The sequence below is a fragment of the Rhodoferax saidenbachensis genome, from assembly GCF_031457975.1.
Lineage (GTDB): Bacteria > Pseudomonadota > Gammaproteobacteria > Burkholderiales > Burkholderiaceae_C > Allorhodoferax > Allorhodoferax saidenbachensis_A.
Genome location: NZ_JAVDXO010000011.1, coordinates 1 through 18,006 on the forward strand (window position 1 = coordinate 1; position 18,006 = coordinate 18,006).

The following is an 18,006-nucleotide window of genomic DNA, read 5'->3' on the forward strand; positions in this document are numbered from 1 at the left end:
CGGATTCGGTCTTCGTACGAATACATGAACTACCTCCAAGTAGTCCAAGATTTTGTCCGCACCCCCAGTGGATCAGTTTTCAACGGAAATCAACAGACAAGGATTCAGTCGCCCCAGACTACGTCTTCTGCTACCGTCTAGAGAAGCCCAGAAGACACGCATCACGAAATGCTCCGTGAACGGGTGGCCAATAAATGACCACAGACTTGTTGCAAGTTTTAGCTCGCGCATTCCAAACGAGCCTTCCAGCACCAGTTGATGCCAGCAAGATTGCCGAATTGCTCAGCAGGATTCAATTATGGATGATCCGTGACATAAATTCAATATGTGCGCCAGTGGCTGGCTGTGAACACGGTCACAGCGTGCGCTATTTCGCCTCAGAAGGCGGGGCCGCCTGGCACTCGCGCTACTTTCCACAGTCTGTCGCGGCAACGCGCCACACCGCAACTCGGTTGTGGAAACAATCCAGCCAAAATTCAGCGTGACCCTGCCCACTATTTCTCGTAAGCTCTCTTCGCTTCTCTTCGTGATTCATGGGTGAATTCATGGGAGCGCAAATGAAAAAAGCAGCCTAAGCTGCTTTTCCATTGGAGAAAACTCCATATTTGGCGGAGACGGAGGGATTCGAACCCTCGATGAGGCTCTACACCCCATACTCCCTTAGCAGGGGAGCACCTTCGGCCACTCGGTCACGTCTCCTAAAGGTCAGGCGAGATTATCGCACGACTCTGACCCGTTTTTCCTCAAACAGCGGCTTGGGTTGCGATCAACGGGATGTTGATGCTGGGTACCAGACCAACACAGGCCCTCTGCGCTCCACAAAACCCTGCGCCACCTTGATGTGGATGCGGTGACCGCGCGTGGTACAGGCCAGGATCTGCTGTTGCAACTCCGCCAACTGTGCCGTGCTCGGAATCACGCTATAAGCGTTGGCCAACCAATGGCGCAAGGCGTTGGCCTGGCGCGCGACATTCAGCACCTGCAAAGCCTTCACCATGGGCAAACCGTCGTTCGCACGACAGATGGTCAGTAGATCCGCAGCAGCCATTTCGTCCAGCAGCCCCTGAGCTTGGGCCGCGTGGGCAGCGCTGCGGGCCAACGTATCCCGAAACTGTGGGAACGCAGCCTCGAGCGCGGGCAGCAATTGGGCACGGATGCGGTTGCGGGTGAAGCGCTGGTCGGTGTTGGTCGGGTCTTCGACAAAGCTAGCCCCACGCTCAGCCAGCCATGCCCGAATGTCGGCCGCCGAGACCTGCAGCAGGGGCCGGTAAAAGTCCAGGCCGTCACGCTGCCACTGCGCCGGCATGGCGCTCAGGCCACGCAAACCCGCACCGCGGCTCAGCGCCAGCAACAGGGTCTCCACCTGGTCATCCGCGTGCTGTGCAAGTGCTATTGATTTAATAGCTTCTTGCGCATATTCCACGCGGGCTAGAGCACCAAAAGCCTTATAGCGGGCGATGCGGGCTGCATCTTCGGGGCTTTGACCCGATGCGTGCCCGGCATCCACTTTCAACACCCGCAGAGGCACATCCAGCTGCGCGCACAGCGCAGCGCAGCGGGTTTCAAAGTCGGCTGCGGCAGCCTGCAAACCGTGGTTGACATGCAGGGCCACCACCTGTCCCGGCCAACGCTCGGCACAGGTGATCAGCAAGGCAGTCGAATCCGCACCACCGCTGAATGCCACGCCCAAAGGCAAAGCGGGCTGAAAAGCCCGCAGGGCCGCATCCAGTGACTGGGTCATGGCGTGCGGCAGGTCGCCGGTGCAACCGGCCTATTTGCCAGTGGCCTTGGTGTCGGTAAAGCGGCCGTAGCTTTGCAGACGCTCGTAGCGGCGGTCCAGCAACTCTTTGACCTTGAGGTCGCTGATCTGGCGGTAGGCATCGCCCAGTGCGCGCTTCAAGAAGGCCGCGGCCTGTTTGGTATCGCGGTGCGCGCCACCCACGGGTTCGTTGACGATCTTGTCCACCAGACCCAGGGCCTTGAGGCGGTGGGCGGTGATGCCCAGCGCATCGGCAGCGTCCTGCGCCTTGTCGGAGGTCTTCCATAAGATCGAGGCGCAGCCTTCAGGGCTGATGACCGAATAGATGGAGTACTGCAGCATGATGACCTGGTCAGCCACCGAAATCGCCAGCGCGCCACCAGAACCGCCTTCGCCAATGATGGTGGTGATGATTGGTACTTCGAGTTGCGCCATCTCAAAGATGTTGCGGCCAATGGCCTCCGACTGGCCGCGTTCTTCGGCGTCAATACCGGGGTAGGCACCGGGGGTATCCACAAAGGTAAACACCGGCAGCTTGAACTTCTCGGCCAGCTTCATGAGTCGCAGCGCCTTGCGGTAGCCCTCGGGCTTGCTCATGCCGAAGTTGCGCAGGCCGCGTTCCTTGGTATCACGACCTTTTTGCTGGCCAATCACCATACACGGTGTGCCGTTGAAGCGGGCCAAGCCGCCTACGATGCTCAGGTCGTCGGCAAAGTGGCGGTCACCGTGCAGTTCCACGAAGTGCGTGAAGATGTCGTTGACGTAGTCCAGCGTGTAGGGACGCTCGGCATGGCGCGCGATCTTGGTGATTTGCCAAGGGGTCAAATCACTGTAAATGTCTTTGGTGAGCTGCTGGCTCTTCTTGCTGAGTTGGTCGATCTCGGCGGAAATGTCCACCGCAGACTCGTTTTGCACATAGCGCAACTCTTCGATCTTGCCTTCCAGCTCGGCAATGGGTTGTTCAAAGTCGAGAAATGTCTTTTTAGCCAACGCGGTTCTCCTTCTAGTACGCGACCGGTAGGGGGTCGAGAGACCGCCAAATATACCAAGTTGCCACGCTGCAGTACGGCGCCCAGGCGGCAGCCACCTCGCGCGCATCGCTGCGGCTCACTACATCGTCCGAAAAATAGTTCTTGCTAATGCCCTGAATCAGGCCGTCATCGTCCAGCGGCAGCACATTGGGCCGCATCAGGTGGAAGATCAGGAACATCTCCGCCGTCCAGCGGCCAATGCCGCGGATAGCCACCAGTTCCGCGATGATTTCCTCATCGCCCATGCCGTCCCAGTCCTTGACGTGCAGGGCTCCATTGTCAAAGTGCAGGGCCAGGTCCACCAAATATTCGACTTTGCGCACGCTCAAGCCCGCGGCGCGCATGTCATCCACCTTGAGTTTGAGCACATTGGCCGGGGTCATCTTGCGCGGCAGCAGTGCAAAGCGGTCCCACACGGTCTGGGCGGATTTGACCGAGATCTGCTGACCCACAATGCTGCGCGCCAGGGTCACGAAGGCATCGCCCCGGGTTTGCAGGCAGGCATCGCCAAACTGGGGAATCAGGCGCTTCATCACCCGGTCTTTTTTCATCAGGTGCTTGCAGGCCTCTTCCCAAAAATAGGGAATGGCTACCGTCTCTGCGGGCTTAATAGATGTAGCCATTACTGCGCGGCTTCCCAAGTCGTGCCCGCGGCCGAGTCTTTCAGCACGATGCCCTGGGCCAGCAAATCCTTGCGGATGGTGTCAGCCAGGGCAAAATCTTTGGCGGCCTTGGCGGCAGCACGCTGGGCAATCAAGGCCTGGATAGCGGTATCACCCAAGGACGCACCCGCTTGCAAAAACGCTTTAGGGTCCGCTTGCAACAGACCCAAGCAAGCGCCCAAGGCTTTCAACTGCCCGGCCAACGCAGGGGATTTGCTACGGTTTACCTCAGTCGCCAAGTCAAACAGCACGGCCACGGCCTCGGGCGTGCCGAAATCCTCGTCCATACCGGCCTTGAACCGTGCCGCAAACGGCTCAGACCAATCGATCGCTGCTGGCAGCTGGGGCGCCACGAGATCCAATGCGGTGTACAGACGGCGCAACGCGGCGTGGGCGTCGTTCAGGTGCGCATCGCTGTAATTCAGCGCCGTACGGTAATGGGTACGCACCAGGAAGAAACGCACGGTCTCCACGTCGTACTTGGCCAAGACCTCGCGGATGGTGAAAAAATTACCCAGACTCTTGGACATCTTCTCGTTGTCCACCCGCACAAAGCCGTTGTGTACCCAGAAGGCCGCCAGCGGCTTGCCATTGGCGCCTTCGCTCTGGGCAATCTCGTTTTCGTGGTGAGGAAACTGCAGATCAGCCCCACCGCCATGGATGTCGAAGGTTTCGCCCAGCGTCGTGCCGCACATAGCAGAGCACTCGATGTGCCAACCAGGGCGGCCTGCACCAAACGCGCTGTCCCACTTGGCATCGGCCGGTTCTTCAGGCTTGGCGGCCTTCCACAGCACAAAGTCCAAGGGATCTTCTTTGCCGTCCAGTACGGCCACTCGCTCCCCGGCCCGCAGTTCGTCCAGCGATTTGCCCGAGAGCTTGCCGTAGCCGACAAACTTGCGCACCGAGTAATTCACATCACCATTGCTGGCGCGGTAGGCCAGGCCCTTGTCCTCCAACCGCCCAATCAGTGACAGCATCTGCGGCACGTATTCGGTGGCGCGTGGCTCCAAAGTGGGGGGCTCAATGCCCAGCGCGCCAATGTCAGCGTGCATGGCGGCAATCATTTCATCGGTGAGCTGGCGGATGGTGATGCCACGCTCCAGCGCGCGCTTGATGATCTTGTCGTCGATATCGGTGATGTTGCGCACATAGGTCACACGGTAGCCACTGCTCTTAAGCCAGCGCTGCACCACGTCGAAGGCCATCATCATCCGGGCATGGCCGATATGGCACAGGTCGTAGATGGTCATGCCGCAGACGTACATGCGCACATGCCCCGCCTCGATCGGTGAAAACGTTTCCAACTCACGCGATAGCGTGTTGTAAATGCGCAAACTCATGGGTATCTCAAAACCAACACACAAAAGCAGCGAGCCCATGGCAACTCGGGTGCGGGTTGCGGGGCTCGCGCGGGGTGAATCCGGGGTATTTGCCGGGGAGAGACAGGCTACCCCTCAGCTACAATGCAACGCAGTATAAAGCCCCGGCCAGAGGGCCATCACCCGCGCAGAAATCCAAAGGCAATATGAAGCACGCCCCCTCTCTCGTATTCTCATCACTCCGAATGGCAGCCCTTGCGGTCTCCATGATGCTGTCGGTAGCCCATGCGGATGAATATGCGGACGTGTCCCAACTGGTGCGCAATGGCAAGCTGGCCGATGCCCTCACCAAGGCCGACCAGTACCTGGCGACCAAGCCACGTGATCCACAAATGCGCTTTCTCAAGGGTGTGATCCAGCGCGATTCGGGCAAAACCAGCGACGCCATCGCCACCTTTACCCGCCTGACCGAAGACTATCCCGAGCTGCCCGAGCCCTATAACAACTTGGCCGTGCTATACGCTGGCCAGAGCCAGTTTGACAAGGCCCGCACGGCGCTGGAAATGGCCATCCGCACCAACCCCAGCTACACCACCGCCCATGAAAACCTGGGCGACGTGTATGCCAAGCTGGCCAGCCAGGCCTATGGCAAAGCGCTGCAGCTCGACGCCTCCAACACCGCCGTGGCACCCAAGCTGGCCCTGATTCGCGAGCTGTTCAACCCCGCCGCCAAGGGCCAGCGCCCCACGGCCGCCGCAACGCTCCCCTCCCCTGTGCCGGCAGTGCCCAGCGCTGCCGTGGTTGCTACGGCGCCCCCTGCCAAAGCCCCGCCAACCTTGCCAGCCCAGGCCCCAGTCAAGGCGCCCCCCACTTTGGCCACTGCACCAGCACCCGCCGCCACTGTGGCAGTTGCCACACCACCTGCGGTGACTGCGCCGCCCGTTGCGGCAGCACCAACAGTAGCGGCCACACCGGCCCCTACGCCCACACCACAACCGGCTGCCGCGCCCGCCCATGTGGCCGCCAACGGCAACAAGGAAGTAGAAGCGGCGGTGCGCGCATGGGCCCATGCCTGGGCGTCCAAAGACGTGAAAGGCTATCTAGCCTCGTATGGCAAAGAGTTTGACCCACCCGGCAACGCCAACCGCAGCGCCTGGGAAGAAGAGCGCCGCCAGCGCATCACCAGCAAGTCCAAAATCAGCGTGAAACTGGAAAACCTGAATATCTCCGTCAATGGCAACAAAGCAGTAGCCAAGTTCCGCCAGGACTACAAGGCCAATGAACTGGCCGTATCCAGTCGCAAGGCGCTGGACTTGGTCAAGGCCGGTGAACGCTGGGTCATCGTGCGGGAGTCGGTGGTCAACTGAGTCCCAGCGACTGCAGTTTGTGTTCACCATGCTTTGCTCCCCCCAGACCTTGCGCCATTCTCCGGACTTCTCTTTGCAGGCCACGCTACGCACCGTAGCGGTGGTGCTCGCTTTCTGCCTGGGCAGCAGCTTGGCGTTTGCAGCAAAGCGCGCAGCCAAACCCAGCCCTGCGCCCGCCCCGGTCACGCAGCAGCCCTCGGACTCCGACGGCGTGGCCGAGGCCCGCTTGATCGAGGTCTACACCCTGATTGGCAAGGGCCAGAACCGCGAGGCGCTGGCCAAAGCGGAGCACTTGGCACAAGACCTGCCGCACTTTCAGCTGGCCCAATTGGTGTATGGGGACCTGCTGGCTGCGCGCACCCGTCCGCTGGCCATGGTGGGCGATGTACCCGAGGCTATGGCACGCGAAGCCTCCGGTACCCTGGGCGAACTGCGCGAAGAGTCTCTGCGCCGCGTGCGGGCTCTGAAGGAGCGCCCGACTGCCGGCATGGTGCCCACCCAGTTTTTGCAACTGTCCCAGCGCACCAAGCATGCGATTGCGGTGGATGCTTCACGCTCGCGCTTGTACCTGTTTGAAAACACCGCGTCGGGCCTGAATTTGGTGGCGGACTACTACATCTCGGTGGGCAAGGCCGGGACGTCCAAAACCGCAGAGGGTGACCAGCGTACGCCGCTGGGCATCTACTACATCACCAGCAATCTGGACCGCAAGTCGCTCAAGGAGTTTTATGGCTCCGGCGCCCTGCCCATCAACTACCCCAACATTCTGGACACCAAGCGTGGCAAGACCGGTGGCGGCATTTGGCTGCATGGCACACCACCCAACCAGTTCTCGCGCCCGCCCTTGGCCACTGACGGCTGCGTGGTGCTGGCCAATCCCGATCTGGACCACATCATCCGTACAGTAGAGGTGCGCTCCACGCCTGTGGTGATTTCGCCCCAGCTGCAATGGGCGTCGCCCAACAGCTCGCGCGGCGAGGCCAAACCGTTTGAAGACGCCCTGCTGGCCTGGCGCAATGCCAAGACCTCCGGCGACATCAACCAGGTACTGTCCTTCTACACCTCAGACTTTTCCAGCAATGGCAAGTCGCTGGCGCAATGGACGCCCACTCTGCGCTCCGAGATGGACAAAATGCAGGGCCGTACCATCCAGCTCAAGGACGTGTCCTACCTGCGGTGGACAGACAGTGCCGACACCATGGTGGCCACCTTTGGCGAAGTTGCCGATGGGGTGCGCGTGGGCTGGACCAAGCGCCAGTACTGGATACGCCAGGGTAACCATTGGAAAATATTCTTCGAAGGAGTCTTGTAGTGGGACTGTTCAGCTCTGTACTTGCCTCGGTGCCCGCGCGCCGCGCCGCCATGGCCGTGTGCGCCACGCTTTTGCTGCCGGCCATGGCACTGGCAGACGAGCTGCCGCGCGTGAAGTTCCAGACATCGGCTGGGGAGTTTGTGGTGGAGTTGTATGCCGACAAGGCACCGAAGACAGTGGAAAACTTCCTGCAGTACGTGAAAGACAAGCACTACAACGGCACAATTTTTCACCGCGTCATCCCCAACTTCATGGTGCAGGGCGGCGGCTACGACACCAAATACAACGAGCGCCCCACCCGTGCGCCCGTGGCGCATGAAGGCCGGGATGCTTTGGCCAAAGGTGGCCCGCGCAACGTGCTGGGCACGCTGGCCATGGCCCGCACCAATGACCCCCAATCCGCCACCGCACAATTTTTCATCAATGTGCAGGACAATGCGTTCCTGGACCCGGTGCTGATTCCACCGGGCGACCCGGTTCCCCGTTTTGAGTACCAGGGCCAGGTGTACAAAGACACCCCCCGCGCAGCACTGCTGAACTCGCCCCAGTTGTTCGGCTACACCGTGTTTGGCAAAGTCATCAGCGGCATGGAGGTGGTCATGAAAATCAAGGCGACTCCTACCGGCGCAGGCGGACCTTTCCGCAGCGACGTTCCCCAAACCCCCATCATCATCAACTCCGCCACAGTGGCGAAATAAACCATGAGCAATCCCCAAGTCGAACTCCACATCACCGGCTACGGCGTCATCACGCTGGAACTGGACGGTGACAAAGCCCCCAAGTCCACGGCCAACTTCCTGGCCTATGTGAACAAGGGCCACTACAACAACACCATCTTCCACCGCGTCATCCCCGGCTTCATGGTGCAAGGTGGCGGCATGGAACCTGGCATGGGCCAGAAGTCCACCGACGCACCCATTGAGAATGAAGCCAACAACGGCCTCAAGAACAATGTGTACACCGTGGCCATGGCACGCACGGGCGATCCCCACTCCGCCACGGCCCAGTTCTTCATCAACATTGCCGACAACGGCTTCCTGAACCACACTGCGCCCTCTACCCAGGGCTGGGGCTACGCCGTGTTTGGGAAAGTGATTTCGGGCACGGAAGTGGTCGACAAGATCAAGGCCGTGAAGACGGGCCGCAAGGGCTTTCATGACGACGTACCAAAAGAAGACGTCATCATCGAAAAAGCCGTCGCACTGTAAGCACCAGGTGCCGGGGGATGGAACTGCACGCACCATCCCACTGGCAACGCGTCGACTTTATTTCTGACCTGCACCTGCAGGCCAGTGAACCGCAGACCTTCGAGGCCTGGCGCCAGTACTTGGGCCAGACCGCGGCGGATGCGGTTTTTATTTTGGGCGATCTGTTTGAAGTGTGGGTGGGTGACGATGTGCTGACCCAGGCCTCCAGCTTTGAGGCCGAGTGCAGCCGCGTGTTGTTGCAAACGGCACGGCGCCTGCCCGTCTACCTCATGCATGGTAACCGCGATTTCCTGATGGGCGACGCTCTCATGCAAGCCTGCGGCGCCACCCTGCTCCCCGATCCCACCGTGCTTCAGTTCGGCCCGGCGCGCTGGCTACTGAGCCATGGCGATGCCTTGTGCCTGGACGATACCGACTACCAAGTCTTTCGCACCCAGGTGCGCAGCCCGGAATGGCAACGCACGTTCCTGAGTCAACCTCTGTCCACACGGCAAGACATTGCCCGCAACCTGCGCAGCCAGAGCGAAGCCAAAAAACGGGTGGAAACCGAGTACGCCGATGTGGACACAGCCGCGGCGCTGCAATGGCTGGCAGCCGGCAATGCGCCGCACCTGCTGCACGGCCACACCCACAAACCCGGTTTTCACACGCTGGATGCCACGCACGACCGCACGGTGCTCAGCGATTGGGATTTGCGCGCTGTACCGCCGCGCGCCGAGGTACTTCGCCTGTCATGGACCTCGCAGGCCAAAACGGGCGTACAGGTCAGCCGCCTGCCACCCGACAGCCCCGAGATCAGTTCACCCAGGCTTGCGGATTGACTTCGTCAATCTGCCAAGGATCCAGAAACTGCTGGGCGTAGCGCAGGTAGACCTGTTCCTGCACAAAGATGTCAAACAAGTCGGGGTCAATATGGCCGCCGGTGCGGAACTTGTGCATGATGCCCATGGCCTGTGACAACTTCATGCCCTGTTTGTAGGGGCGGTCCCGCGCGGTCAGTGCCTCAAAAATATCGGCAATGCCCATGACCCGGGCTTGCACCGACATCTGCTCGCGCGTCAGCCCCTTGGGGTAGCCCTTGCCGTCCATGCGCTCGTGGTGGCCACCGGCGTACTCAGGTACATTCTTCAGGTGCTTGGGCCAGGGCAACTGCTCCAGCATCTTGATGGTGGCAACGATGTGATAGTTGATGATGTCGCGCTCGCCGGCCGTCAGGGTGCCAGCGCGAATCGTCAGGTTCTCGATCTCTTCAGCCGTCAGGAAATCCGACTCCACCCCATCGGTATTGCGCCACCGCGCGCCGGTACCAATCTGGCGGACCCGCTCAATGTCGGCATCCTTCATGAACTCACCGCCCTGGTTGGCCTTGCGCAGAAATTCGCGGTCGTCATTCAGTGCGTCAATGGCCGTGCGGGCGGTGGACATGACGTCTGCCTCAGCGGTGGCATCCCGTACCTCGCGCAAAGCCAGTTGTTCGCGCAACGCGGTAATTTCCAGGTCACGCTTCAGCACTTCAAAGCGCGTGTCCACCAGCTGCATCCGGTCAAACAGGGTTTGCAGTTTGGTGGCCTTGTCCACCACGTGCACGGGCGTGGTGACCTTGCCGCAGTCGTGCAACAGCCCCGCGATCTTGAGCTCGTAACGGTCGCGGTCGTCCATCGTGAAATCGGCCAGCGGCCCGCCCTGAGTGGCATTCACAGCCTCGGCCAGCATCATGGTCAGCGCCGGCACGCGCTGGCAGTGGCCCCCGGTGTAGTGTGATTTCTCGTCAATGGCCAGGTTGATCAGGCTGATGAAGGACTCGAACAGTGCCTCCAACTGCGTCATCAGGTTGCGGTTGGTGATGGCTATGGCCGCCTGCGAAGCCAGGGACTCGGCCAGACTCTGGTCCGCACTGGAGAAAGAAACCACCTCGCCGGTTTGCGGGTGTTTGGCGTTGATGAGCTGCAGTACCCCGATCACGTCGCCTTCGTGGTCCTTCATGGGCACGGCCAGGAAGGACTGCGAGCGGTAGCCCGTGCGCTCGTCAAACAGACGCGTGCCCGAGAAGTCGAAATTGGCCTCGGTATAGGCGTCGGCGATGTTGACGGTCTGGTTGTTCAGCGCCGCGTAGGCGGCCACCAGGGAATCATTGTGCTTACCCTCTGCGTCACGCAGCGGCAGATTGGGGAAATTGATGGGGTTACCGGACGTTCCGCCCATGGCGATGTGCAGGGAATCGGTCCGCAAAATCTCGAACCGCAAGGCCTGCTGGTCATCGGTCATGCGGTACAGCGTGCCGCCGTCCGCGTGGGTGATCGTCTTGGCCGCCACCAGGATGCTCTCCAGCAAGCGCGTGATGTCACGCTCTTTGGAGAGGGCCGTCCCGATGGCGTTGAGTTGCTCCAGCCTGCGCAGCAGGTCGTCCACTGAGTCCACAGTTTCCCCCTTGGTCAAAACGCCCTCCCTCGCTGGCAGCGCCATTGTTCCACGCCGCTTAGCGCTTGAGCAACACTTTCAGCGCACTCTGCAAACGGCGGGCATCGGCCGCGTTAAATTCACCCGCCAGCACGGCGGCAGTATCCTGGCCCCAGGTTTGGGCAGGGGCCGGATCGTTGCGGCGCGTCAGCAATTGCAACTGCAGGCCACGGCGGGCATCCAGGTGCTCGGCGGGCGTGGGTACTTCGGCGGCCATTTCCAGGCGCAGCAATGACTGGGCGGCTTGCGGCTTGGCACTGCCTTCCACGGCCTTCACCCACACCGGGCGGTTTTGGGCGGCAGCGCGGTTGCCCAGCTCCTGCGCAGGTGGCAAGAGGCTGGCATCGCGCTTTTCCCAAGCGGTTAGCAACTGGGTCAACGCCTCGCCGTGGGCCTGGGCAGCCAGTTTTTTCAGGGCCAATTGAGCATGTTCCAGCGCGTCACGTTGGGCACGGAAGGCGGTATCGCCCAGGCGCGGCGCGGCTGGCGCAAAGCCGCGGTCACCACGATCGCCTCGGTCATCACGGCGTGGGCCACGTTCACCCCAAGGTGCTGCGGCACCATCACGGCCACCACGACCGGCACCGGCATCCTTGCGGTCGCCAAATTTGCCACCACGGCCACCGGGCGCGGCAGGCGCTTCTTTTTTCATGCCAGGCCGATCATCGCCACGCACGGCGACCACCGGCTTGGGAGCCGGTTTGGCTGGCGCTGCGGGCGCCGCAGGGGCTTCCGGCGGCGCGGCGTCTTCGGCTGCAACGTCAGTCTCAGCAGCATCTGCTACAGATTCAGGAGCTGCTGGCGCAGATTGCACGGGGGCTACAGGCATATTGGGTGCCTCAGCAGCGGCGGACTGGGCCGCCTGCTCCTGCACACCGGCCGCGGTCACGTCAGCTTGCGCCTGGGCTTGGCCTTGCAAAGCGGCTTCTAGTGCGGCCATGGCGGCACGAATGGCTTGGGCGTCGCCGGAGGCATTGGCAGCCTCCAATGCCTTGGCCGCGTCCAACACCATGCGGTCACGCGCGCCCAAAGCGGTTTCTGCCTTTTCACGCTCGGTGGTCTTGCGGTTGAACGCGTCGTCGATCGGTTTGCGGAAGGCATCCCACAGCTTTTGCTCCTGGCGGCGGTCAATTGGCACCGCATGGGCTTGGGCTTGCCAGCGCTGTTGCAGCGCCTTGACCGCGTCAATGCGCAGTACTGGAGCATCGCCCAGCACCTTGGCTTCTTCGATCATGGCGTGGCGGGCCGCCAGGCTTTGGGCCTGCAGGGCTTCCAGCGGGGCGGCGGCGTTGGCAATGGCGGCTTTCCACAGGGGCTGCAGCTCGGCAAACACCTTTTCGCCCACGTGTCCGCCTTCGCGCCAGCGGTCGCCGAACTGGTGCAGGATGCGGTTGAAGCCCTTCCAGTCATCGTCCAGTGCGGTACGGTTGGCTTCGGCCCAGGCGTTGACCTCGGCAATCAGGGCCAGGCGCTGGGCTTTGTGCTCGGCGGATTCGGCCTTCACCTTCTCCAGCCAGCCCTCCACCACCTTGTAGGCCTCGTTGCAGGCTTCGTCAAAACGCTTCCACAGCGCGTGGTTGGGCACGCCGCCTTGGTCGGTTTGCTTCCACTGGTCGCGCAGGGTGCGCAGGGTTTCCTGCATCTTGCGTCCGCCGATGGCTTGGCCTTCTGGGCGTTTCAACAGGCCTTCGGCCTTGGTGACCAGTTCCTCGCGGATCTGGTCGGCGCGCCAACGCTGCCAGCCTTCCAGTTCACCGGCGGCAGCCAGCGCGGCATGGGCCTGGTTTTCCAGCTTGCCGTCGATGACTTTGCCAAATTCTTTAAGCGCATTGCGCAGCGCGTTGGCCGCACCGGCGCTGGCCTTGCCATGGCCTTCGGCCACTTCCAGCTCCAGCGTAGTCAACGCAGCACGCACGGCGGCGCTGGCTTGGGCACGCACTTCGGGATCAATCTTGGGTTTGGCCTGCTTGGGCGGTGCTTCAGCAGGCACGCCGCGCGCGATGCGCAACTCATCGGCCCACACGGGCACGGGCGGCAGGGGTGCGCTGGCGTCGGCCGCAGCGGCCACGGCTAGGTTCAAAGCAGCCTGGAATGCGTCCCACACCACCAACAGTTGGCCGCGGGAAGCGTCCAGCAGCGGCGGGAACTTCAGGTCCACACTGGCCCAACTAACATGCGCCACCAGCGCAGTAGCCTGGGTTTGCCAATGCTCCACATCGGCGCGCAAGGCATCCAGCGCGGCTTGGGCATCGCCCCAAGGTTTGGTCGACAGCACTTCAATGCGCTGGGCCAACAACACGGCGGCCTCGCGCTGCACCTGCACCTGGTGCTGCAGGTCTTCAATGCCACGCACACGCTCGGCGAGTTGGGTTTTGAGAGTGGCGAGCGGCTCTTTGCTCAGGGGGGCACCGGCTTTGGCGGCATCGCGCTGCCAGGCCAAGGCATCGGCAATATTGAGCTTGGCCGTGTCAATCAGCGCCTGGGCGCGGGCGGCCCACTCGGCGGCTAGGGCCTCTTGCCCCTTGGAGCGGCGGGCTTCGTCGAGTTTTTCGCGCACCAGTTTGGCAGCGCCCTTGTCCTTGATGCTGAGTTCCTTGAACACTTCGGACAGCTGTTCGGCCGCTGGGTTGCCCAACAACCACTCCCGAATGCGGGATGCGCGCTCGCCCGACGTGGCCGCAGTGAAGGCGCCCCCGGTCAGGCTATCTAGGTGGGCAATATCGGTGTGTTTGGCAGAGGTGGGCGACGTCACAGTGGGCTCGGGAATAGGTTGAATGCAAATGCGCAACCGGCTATTTTCGCCGCGAAATGAAGCCCCTATCGATGTTTTTGATATGCCCCGCAAGCGGTGTGGCAAGCTGACCTCTGTTGGCGCCTCATTTTTGAAGAAAATAAGGCCCTAGCCCCCGTATTCATTGCGCAAGCAGCTATCAAATGAATAGCATAGTGAACGAACGCGTCTACAGGAGAGCGACAGCATCTGCTCTATCTATATAGAGGGACTGTGCGATTCCCCCAGAAGACACTGCGCAAAAACAAGAAAGCCCGACACCAGTCTTCACAGACAGGTGCCGGGCTCGATGGCTGACCACAGGTCCATGCCATCCGGGGTTGCCGCAAGGGAGTATGGCGTCCCAAGCGGTCTAGAAGCAATAGATTGCCTCCTTTGAAGTTACCGGGGCCGCTTTATCACGGTGCCTTCAGCACGGACTGGCTACTGCCGGTAATTCGCCTGCAACTGCAGACCGCCCCACTCTAGTCATGGTCACGGCGGGATGCAAATCGATCTTTCAATGGATCTTGAGGGTCCGATTGGAGGGATTGAGGCCCGCACTCTATTTGCCCGGGTTTTGGCTGTTTTACCTCCCAAAACGCCCTCTTCAAATCACCATAAATATAAAGAATCGATTTGTTATTGTTGACTATGTATATAAAAGCCCCCTAGAATCCGCCCATTCCCAGTTTTGACTAGGGATTACCCGCCCCGCTGCCGAACCCGGCATATTCAAATCGCTGCACATGTCGAGACGACGCCGCAGGATATTGATAGCGTACCAACCCAAACGAGGTGTCGAACCGCCCCGCTGAATAGCAGCGCCAAGGTGCCGGCCCCCGCCTAAGAAGGAAGAGCTATGACAGCGACTCAACAATTCACCAAGGGCCTGCGCATCGTTGCGACAGACATTGCCCAAGGTTTCTTCGAAATCACACACAACGGCTTCGCCCTGCTGGGCTTGGCCGTCATGTTTGCCGTTATCACCCTGACGGCAAAACCCGAAATCCGCCAAGCCGGAGAAGTTCAGCTCATGGGCTGGCTGCAAAACCGCCACGTGGTCGAGACCGGTCTGGTCACCGAGCCCGAAGCGGTGGACAGGGCCACTGCGACGAACCCGCAAGGCTTGCCCAAGCAACAGGCGGCCGTGGCCTTCTGGCTCAGCCGCAAGTACGGCATAGCACCCGAGCCTCTGAGTGCTTTGGTGGCCGAGGCCTATGAAACCGGCCAGCGGACCAAGATGGACCCCACCTTGATCCTGGCCGTCATGGCCATTGAATCCGGTTTCAACCCGTTCGCCCAAAGCCACGTGGGGGCTCAGGGCCTGATGCAGGTCATGACCAAGGTCCACAGCGACAAGTATGAGAGCTTCGGCGGCAAGATGGCCGCCTTTGATCCCGTGTCCAACCTGCGCGTGGGCGTGAAGGTGCTGCAAGAGTGCATCGCCCGCGCCGGCTCCGTGGAAGGTGGCCTGAAGTTCTATGTCGGCGCAGGCAACATGGAAGAAGACGGCGGCTACAGCGCCAAGGTGTTGGCAGAACATGCCCGCCTGCAATTGGTCGCCTCTGGCCGCGCTGCGCCCATGGCATCGCCCATGCCTGTGCCCGTCAAGCTGCAAACACCCTCTACGGCCACTCCCGCCACCGTGGAAAACGTGGCCAGCCTCGCCAACTCCTGAGCCGAGTCGGGTAAACTCCGCATTGCACGCAACTGGCGATAGGCGCCTGATCCAGCCGGATCATCGGCGCTGACGTGGGACACCACTGGGAAGCGTGCCGCAACACCTTCTCGGGCTTGTGATCAGCCGTTCGCCTGGGCAGCCCTGTGTCTTTCAGACCCACAGGCCCTTTGTCTTTTAGGACTGCCATGTACGACCGCAACATCCTCGTTGAACAAGCCGACCCCGAATTGTGGGCTGCCATCTTGGCCGAGAACGCACGCCAGGAACACCACATTGAGCTGATCGCCAGCGAAAACTACGCCTCCCCCGCCGTCATGGCCGCCCAAGGCAGCCAGTTGACCAACAAATACGCCGAAGGCTACCCCGGCCGCCGCTACTACGGTGGCTGCGAACATGTGGACGTGGCCGAGCAACTGGCCATTGACCGCATCAAGCAGATTTTTGGCGCCGAAGCCGCCAACGTGCAGCCCCATTGCGGCGCATCGGCCAACGAAGCCGTTTTCCTGGCCTTCCTGAAGCCTGGCGACACCATCATGGGCATGAGCCTGGCCGAAGGCGGCCACCTGACCCACGGCATGGCCCTGAACATGAGCGGCAAGTGGTTCAACGTGGTGAGCTACGGCCTGGACGCCAATGAAGCCATCGACTACGACGCTATGGAGCGTAAGGCCCATGAAACCAAGCCCAAGCTGATCATCGCTGGCGCTTCTGCCTATTCCCTGGCTATCGACTTTGAGCGTTTCGCCAAAGTGGCCAAGGATGTTGGCGCCATCTTCATGGTGGACATGGCCCATTACGCGGGCCTGATTGCTGCCGGCGTGTACCCCAACCCGGTGCCCCACGCCGACGTGGTGACCTCCACCACCCACAAGAGCCTGCGCGGCCCCCGTGGCGGCATCATTCTGATGAAGGCTGAGCACGAAAAGGCCATCAACAGCGCTATCTTCCCCGGCCTACAAGGTGGCCCGCTGATGCACGTGATCGCCGCCAAGGCCGTTGCGTTTAAGGAAGCGCTGGCGCCCGAGTTCAAGGCCTACCAACAGCAAGTGGCGCGCAACGCCAAAATCGTGGCCGAAACACTGACCGCACGCGGTCTGCGCATCGTCAGCGGTGGCACCGACAGCCATGTCATGCTGGTGGACCTACGCGCCAAGGGCATTACCGGCAAGGAAGCCGAGGCCGTGCTGGGCGCCGCCCACATGACCATCAACAAGAACGCCATCCCTAACGACCCCGAGAAGCCCATGGTCACCAGCGGCGTGCGTATTGGCACCCCCGCCATGACTACCCGCGGTTTCAAGGACGAGGAAGCCCGCGCCACGGCCAACCTGATCGCCGATGTGCTGGACAACCCGCGCGATGAGGCCAACATTGCAGCGGTGCGCGCCAAGGTGCATGCCCTGACCTCGCGCTTCCCGGTTTACCGCTAAGCCCAATGGCAAGCGCAAGCACTACCATTTTGATAGCTGCTTGCGCTTGTTTCATAAGGGCTAGAGCCATATATGGCACTTAATTGAACACCACAGCCCATGAAATGCCCCTTTTGCAGTCACTCTGAAACTCAGGTCGTGGAGACTCGAATTTCTGAAGACGGGGACTTCATCCGCCGCCGCCGCCAGTGCGGATCGTGCGAAAAGCGCTTCACCACCTATGAGCGCCCAGACGTAAACTTTCCGGCCATCGTCAAGAAAGACGGCCGCCGCATCGAGTTTGAACGCGCCAAACTGCTCGCCTCCATGAACTTGGCCCTGCGCAAGCGGCCTGTGAGCACCGAGCAAATTGACAGCGCCATCGAGCGCATTGAAGAAAAACTCCTCAACCTGGGCCTGCGCGAAGTCCAGTCCACCCGCATCGGCGAACTCGTCATGCGGGAGCTCAAGAAACTGGACAAAGTGGCCTATGTACGCTTTGCCAGCGTGTACCGGAGCTTTGAGGATATTGATGAGTTCAAGACGTTGGTGGATGAGGTGAGCCGGTAACTGTCGGGCGAATGAATAATTTGCCGGGTAGCAATTATTTATTCCAACAATCCGCAGTTGTACCAGACGTTTGCCCTTTATCTCCAAGATTCGTCAAGGTCAAGTTCCCGCACAAGCCGTCGGTCCACCCGGTGGGCGTAGCAGTCACTGTGTAAGAGGTGGCATCGGCCGTCACGCTTATATTGTAACGCGGCGCACCTTGATCAGGGGATACCTGCAAATTTGACGGCAAAGTCGGTGGATTGGATGCCCCATCTACATATTTAAAATTAATAGATTTATAACGCTCCATAAACTGAGCCGCATTAAGTAGCACGGTTTTTGCATGGCCTCGATAACCTCGTTGTATGTACTGAGTGTAAGCAGGAAGGGCTATAGCACTCAATATTCCTATAATGGCAACAGTAACCATCAATTCTATGAGGGTAAAGCCACCATTTTTATTGAGTCGATTCATA

Annotated in this window: 15 protein-coding genes, 1 tRNA gene and 1 riboswitch; of the genes, 8 read left to right on the forward strand and 8 right to left on the reverse strand. The window is 60.7% G+C overall.

The window, feature by feature from the left end; all coding sequences use genetic code 11:
- Positions 1-606: 606 nt before the first annotated feature.
- The 5 genes from J2X15_RS18455 to cysS form a co-directional block, all read right to left on the reverse strand.
- Positions 607-699: transfer RNA gene (locus J2X15_RS18455), tRNA-Ser, on the reverse strand.
- 67 nt (positions 700-766) lie between these two features.
- Complete coding sequence (tilS, locus tag J2X15_RS18460; protein ID WP_310345678.1) at positions 767-1,741, reverse strand: tRNA lysidine(34) synthetase TilS; 975 nt, start codon at positions 1,739-1,741, stop codon at positions 767-769.
- Between the two features lie 30 nt (positions 1,742-1,771).
- Entirely contained in the window at positions 1,772-2,749 is a 978-nt protein-coding gene (locus J2X15_RS18465) for an acetyl-CoA carboxylase carboxyltransferase subunit alpha (RefSeq protein WP_310345680.1), read from the reverse strand.
- A gap of 13 nt (positions 2,750-2,762) precedes the next feature.
- Positions 2,763-3,413, reverse strand: a complete 651-nt coding sequence (locus J2X15_RS18470) for a DNA-3-methyladenine glycosylase family protein (protein WP_310345682.1) — start codon at positions 3,411-3,413, stop codon at positions 2,763-2,765.
- Complete coding sequence (gene cysS / locus J2X15_RS18475) at positions 3,413-4,792, reverse strand: cysteine--tRNA ligase (protein ID WP_310345687.1); 1,380 nt, start codon at positions 4,790-4,792, stop codon at positions 3,413-3,415. Before cysS ends, J2X15_RS18470 begins: the two co-directional genes overlap by 1 nt.
- Before the next feature lie 224 nt (positions 4,793-5,016).
- Between cysS and J2X15_RS18480 the strand changes: the two genes are divergently transcribed.
- From J2X15_RS18480 to J2X15_RS18500, 5 genes are read left to right on the forward strand one after another with little or no spacing between them, the layout of a single operon-like run.
- Complete coding sequence (locus tag J2X15_RS18480; protein WP_310345690.1) at positions 5,017-6,138, forward strand: nuclear transport factor 2 family protein; 1,122 nt, start codon at positions 5,017-5,019, stop codon at positions 6,136-6,138.
- Between the two features lie 28 nt (positions 6,139-6,166).
- Positions 6,167-7,450 (forward strand): L,D-transpeptidase family protein, encoded by a 1,284-nt coding sequence (locus J2X15_RS18485; protein WP_310345692.1) that lies wholly within the window; start codon positions 6,167-6,169, stop codon positions 7,448-7,450.
- Positions 7,451-7,500: 50 nt separating this feature from the next.
- Entirely contained in the window at positions 7,501-8,148 is a 648-nt protein-coding gene (locus tag J2X15_RS18490) for a peptidylprolyl isomerase (protein WP_310345944.1), read from the forward strand.
- 3 nt (positions 8,149-8,151) lie between these two features.
- A complete protein-coding gene (locus tag J2X15_RS18495; protein ID WP_310345694.1) occupies positions 8,152-8,658 on the forward strand; it encodes a peptidylprolyl isomerase in 507 nt (168 codons plus the stop codon).
- Positions 8,659-8,675: 17 nt separating this feature from the next.
- Complete coding sequence (locus tag J2X15_RS18500) at positions 8,676-9,479, forward strand: UDP-2,3-diacylglucosamine diphosphatase (protein ID WP_310345697.1); 804 nt, start codon at positions 8,676-8,678, stop codon at positions 9,477-9,479.
- Here the strand turns inward: J2X15_RS18500 and J2X15_RS18505 are convergent.
- Both J2X15_RS18505 and J2X15_RS18510 read right to left on the reverse strand, forming a co-directional pair.
- Complete coding sequence (locus J2X15_RS18505; RefSeq protein WP_409034308.1) at positions 9,454-11,076, reverse strand: HD domain-containing phosphohydrolase; 1,623 nt, start codon at positions 11,074-11,076, stop codon at positions 9,454-9,456. The two genes, J2X15_RS18500 and J2X15_RS18505, sit on opposite strands and share 26 nt — an antisense overlap.
- A gap of 58 nt (positions 11,077-11,134) precedes the next feature.
- Entirely contained in the window at positions 11,135-13,867 is a 2,733-nt protein-coding gene (locus J2X15_RS18510) for a DUF349 domain-containing protein (protein ID WP_310345702.1), read from the reverse strand.
- Positions 13,868-14,747: 880 nt separating this feature from the next.
- Here J2X15_RS18510 and J2X15_RS18515 point away from each other — a divergent pair.
- From J2X15_RS18515 to nrdR, 3 genes are all read left to right on the forward strand, one after another.
- Positions 14,748-15,566, forward strand: coding sequence for a lytic transglycosylase domain-containing protein (locus J2X15_RS18515; protein ID WP_310345704.1), 819 nt, complete (start codon positions 14,748-14,750; stop codon positions 15,564-15,566).
- 18 nt (positions 15,567-15,584) lie between these two features.
- A riboswitch (ZMP/ZTP riboswitch) is annotated at positions 15,585-15,713 on the forward strand.
- A 41-nt stretch (positions 15,714-15,754) separates the two neighbouring features.
- Positions 15,755-16,999: a serine hydroxymethyltransferase gene (glyA, locus tag J2X15_RS18520; protein ID WP_310345707.1), complete on the forward strand. Its 1,245-nt coding sequence runs from the start codon at positions 15,755-15,757 to the stop codon at positions 16,997-16,999.
- A gap of 99 nt (positions 17,000-17,098) precedes the next feature.
- Positions 17,099-17,548: a transcriptional regulator NrdR gene (gene nrdR, locus J2X15_RS18525; RefSeq protein ID WP_310345709.1), complete on the forward strand. Its 450-nt coding sequence runs from the start codon at positions 17,099-17,101 to the stop codon at positions 17,546-17,548.
- Positions 17,549-17,582: 34 nt separating this feature from the next.
- Here nrdR and J2X15_RS18530 read toward each other — a convergent pair whose 3' ends face one another.
- The gene (locus J2X15_RS18530; protein WP_310345711.1) at positions 17,583-18,005 is read right to left on the reverse strand and encodes a type IV pilin protein; all 423 of its coding nucleotides are present in this window, start codon (positions 18,003-18,005) and stop codon (positions 17,583-17,585) included.
- Position 18,006 lies beyond the last annotated feature (1 nt).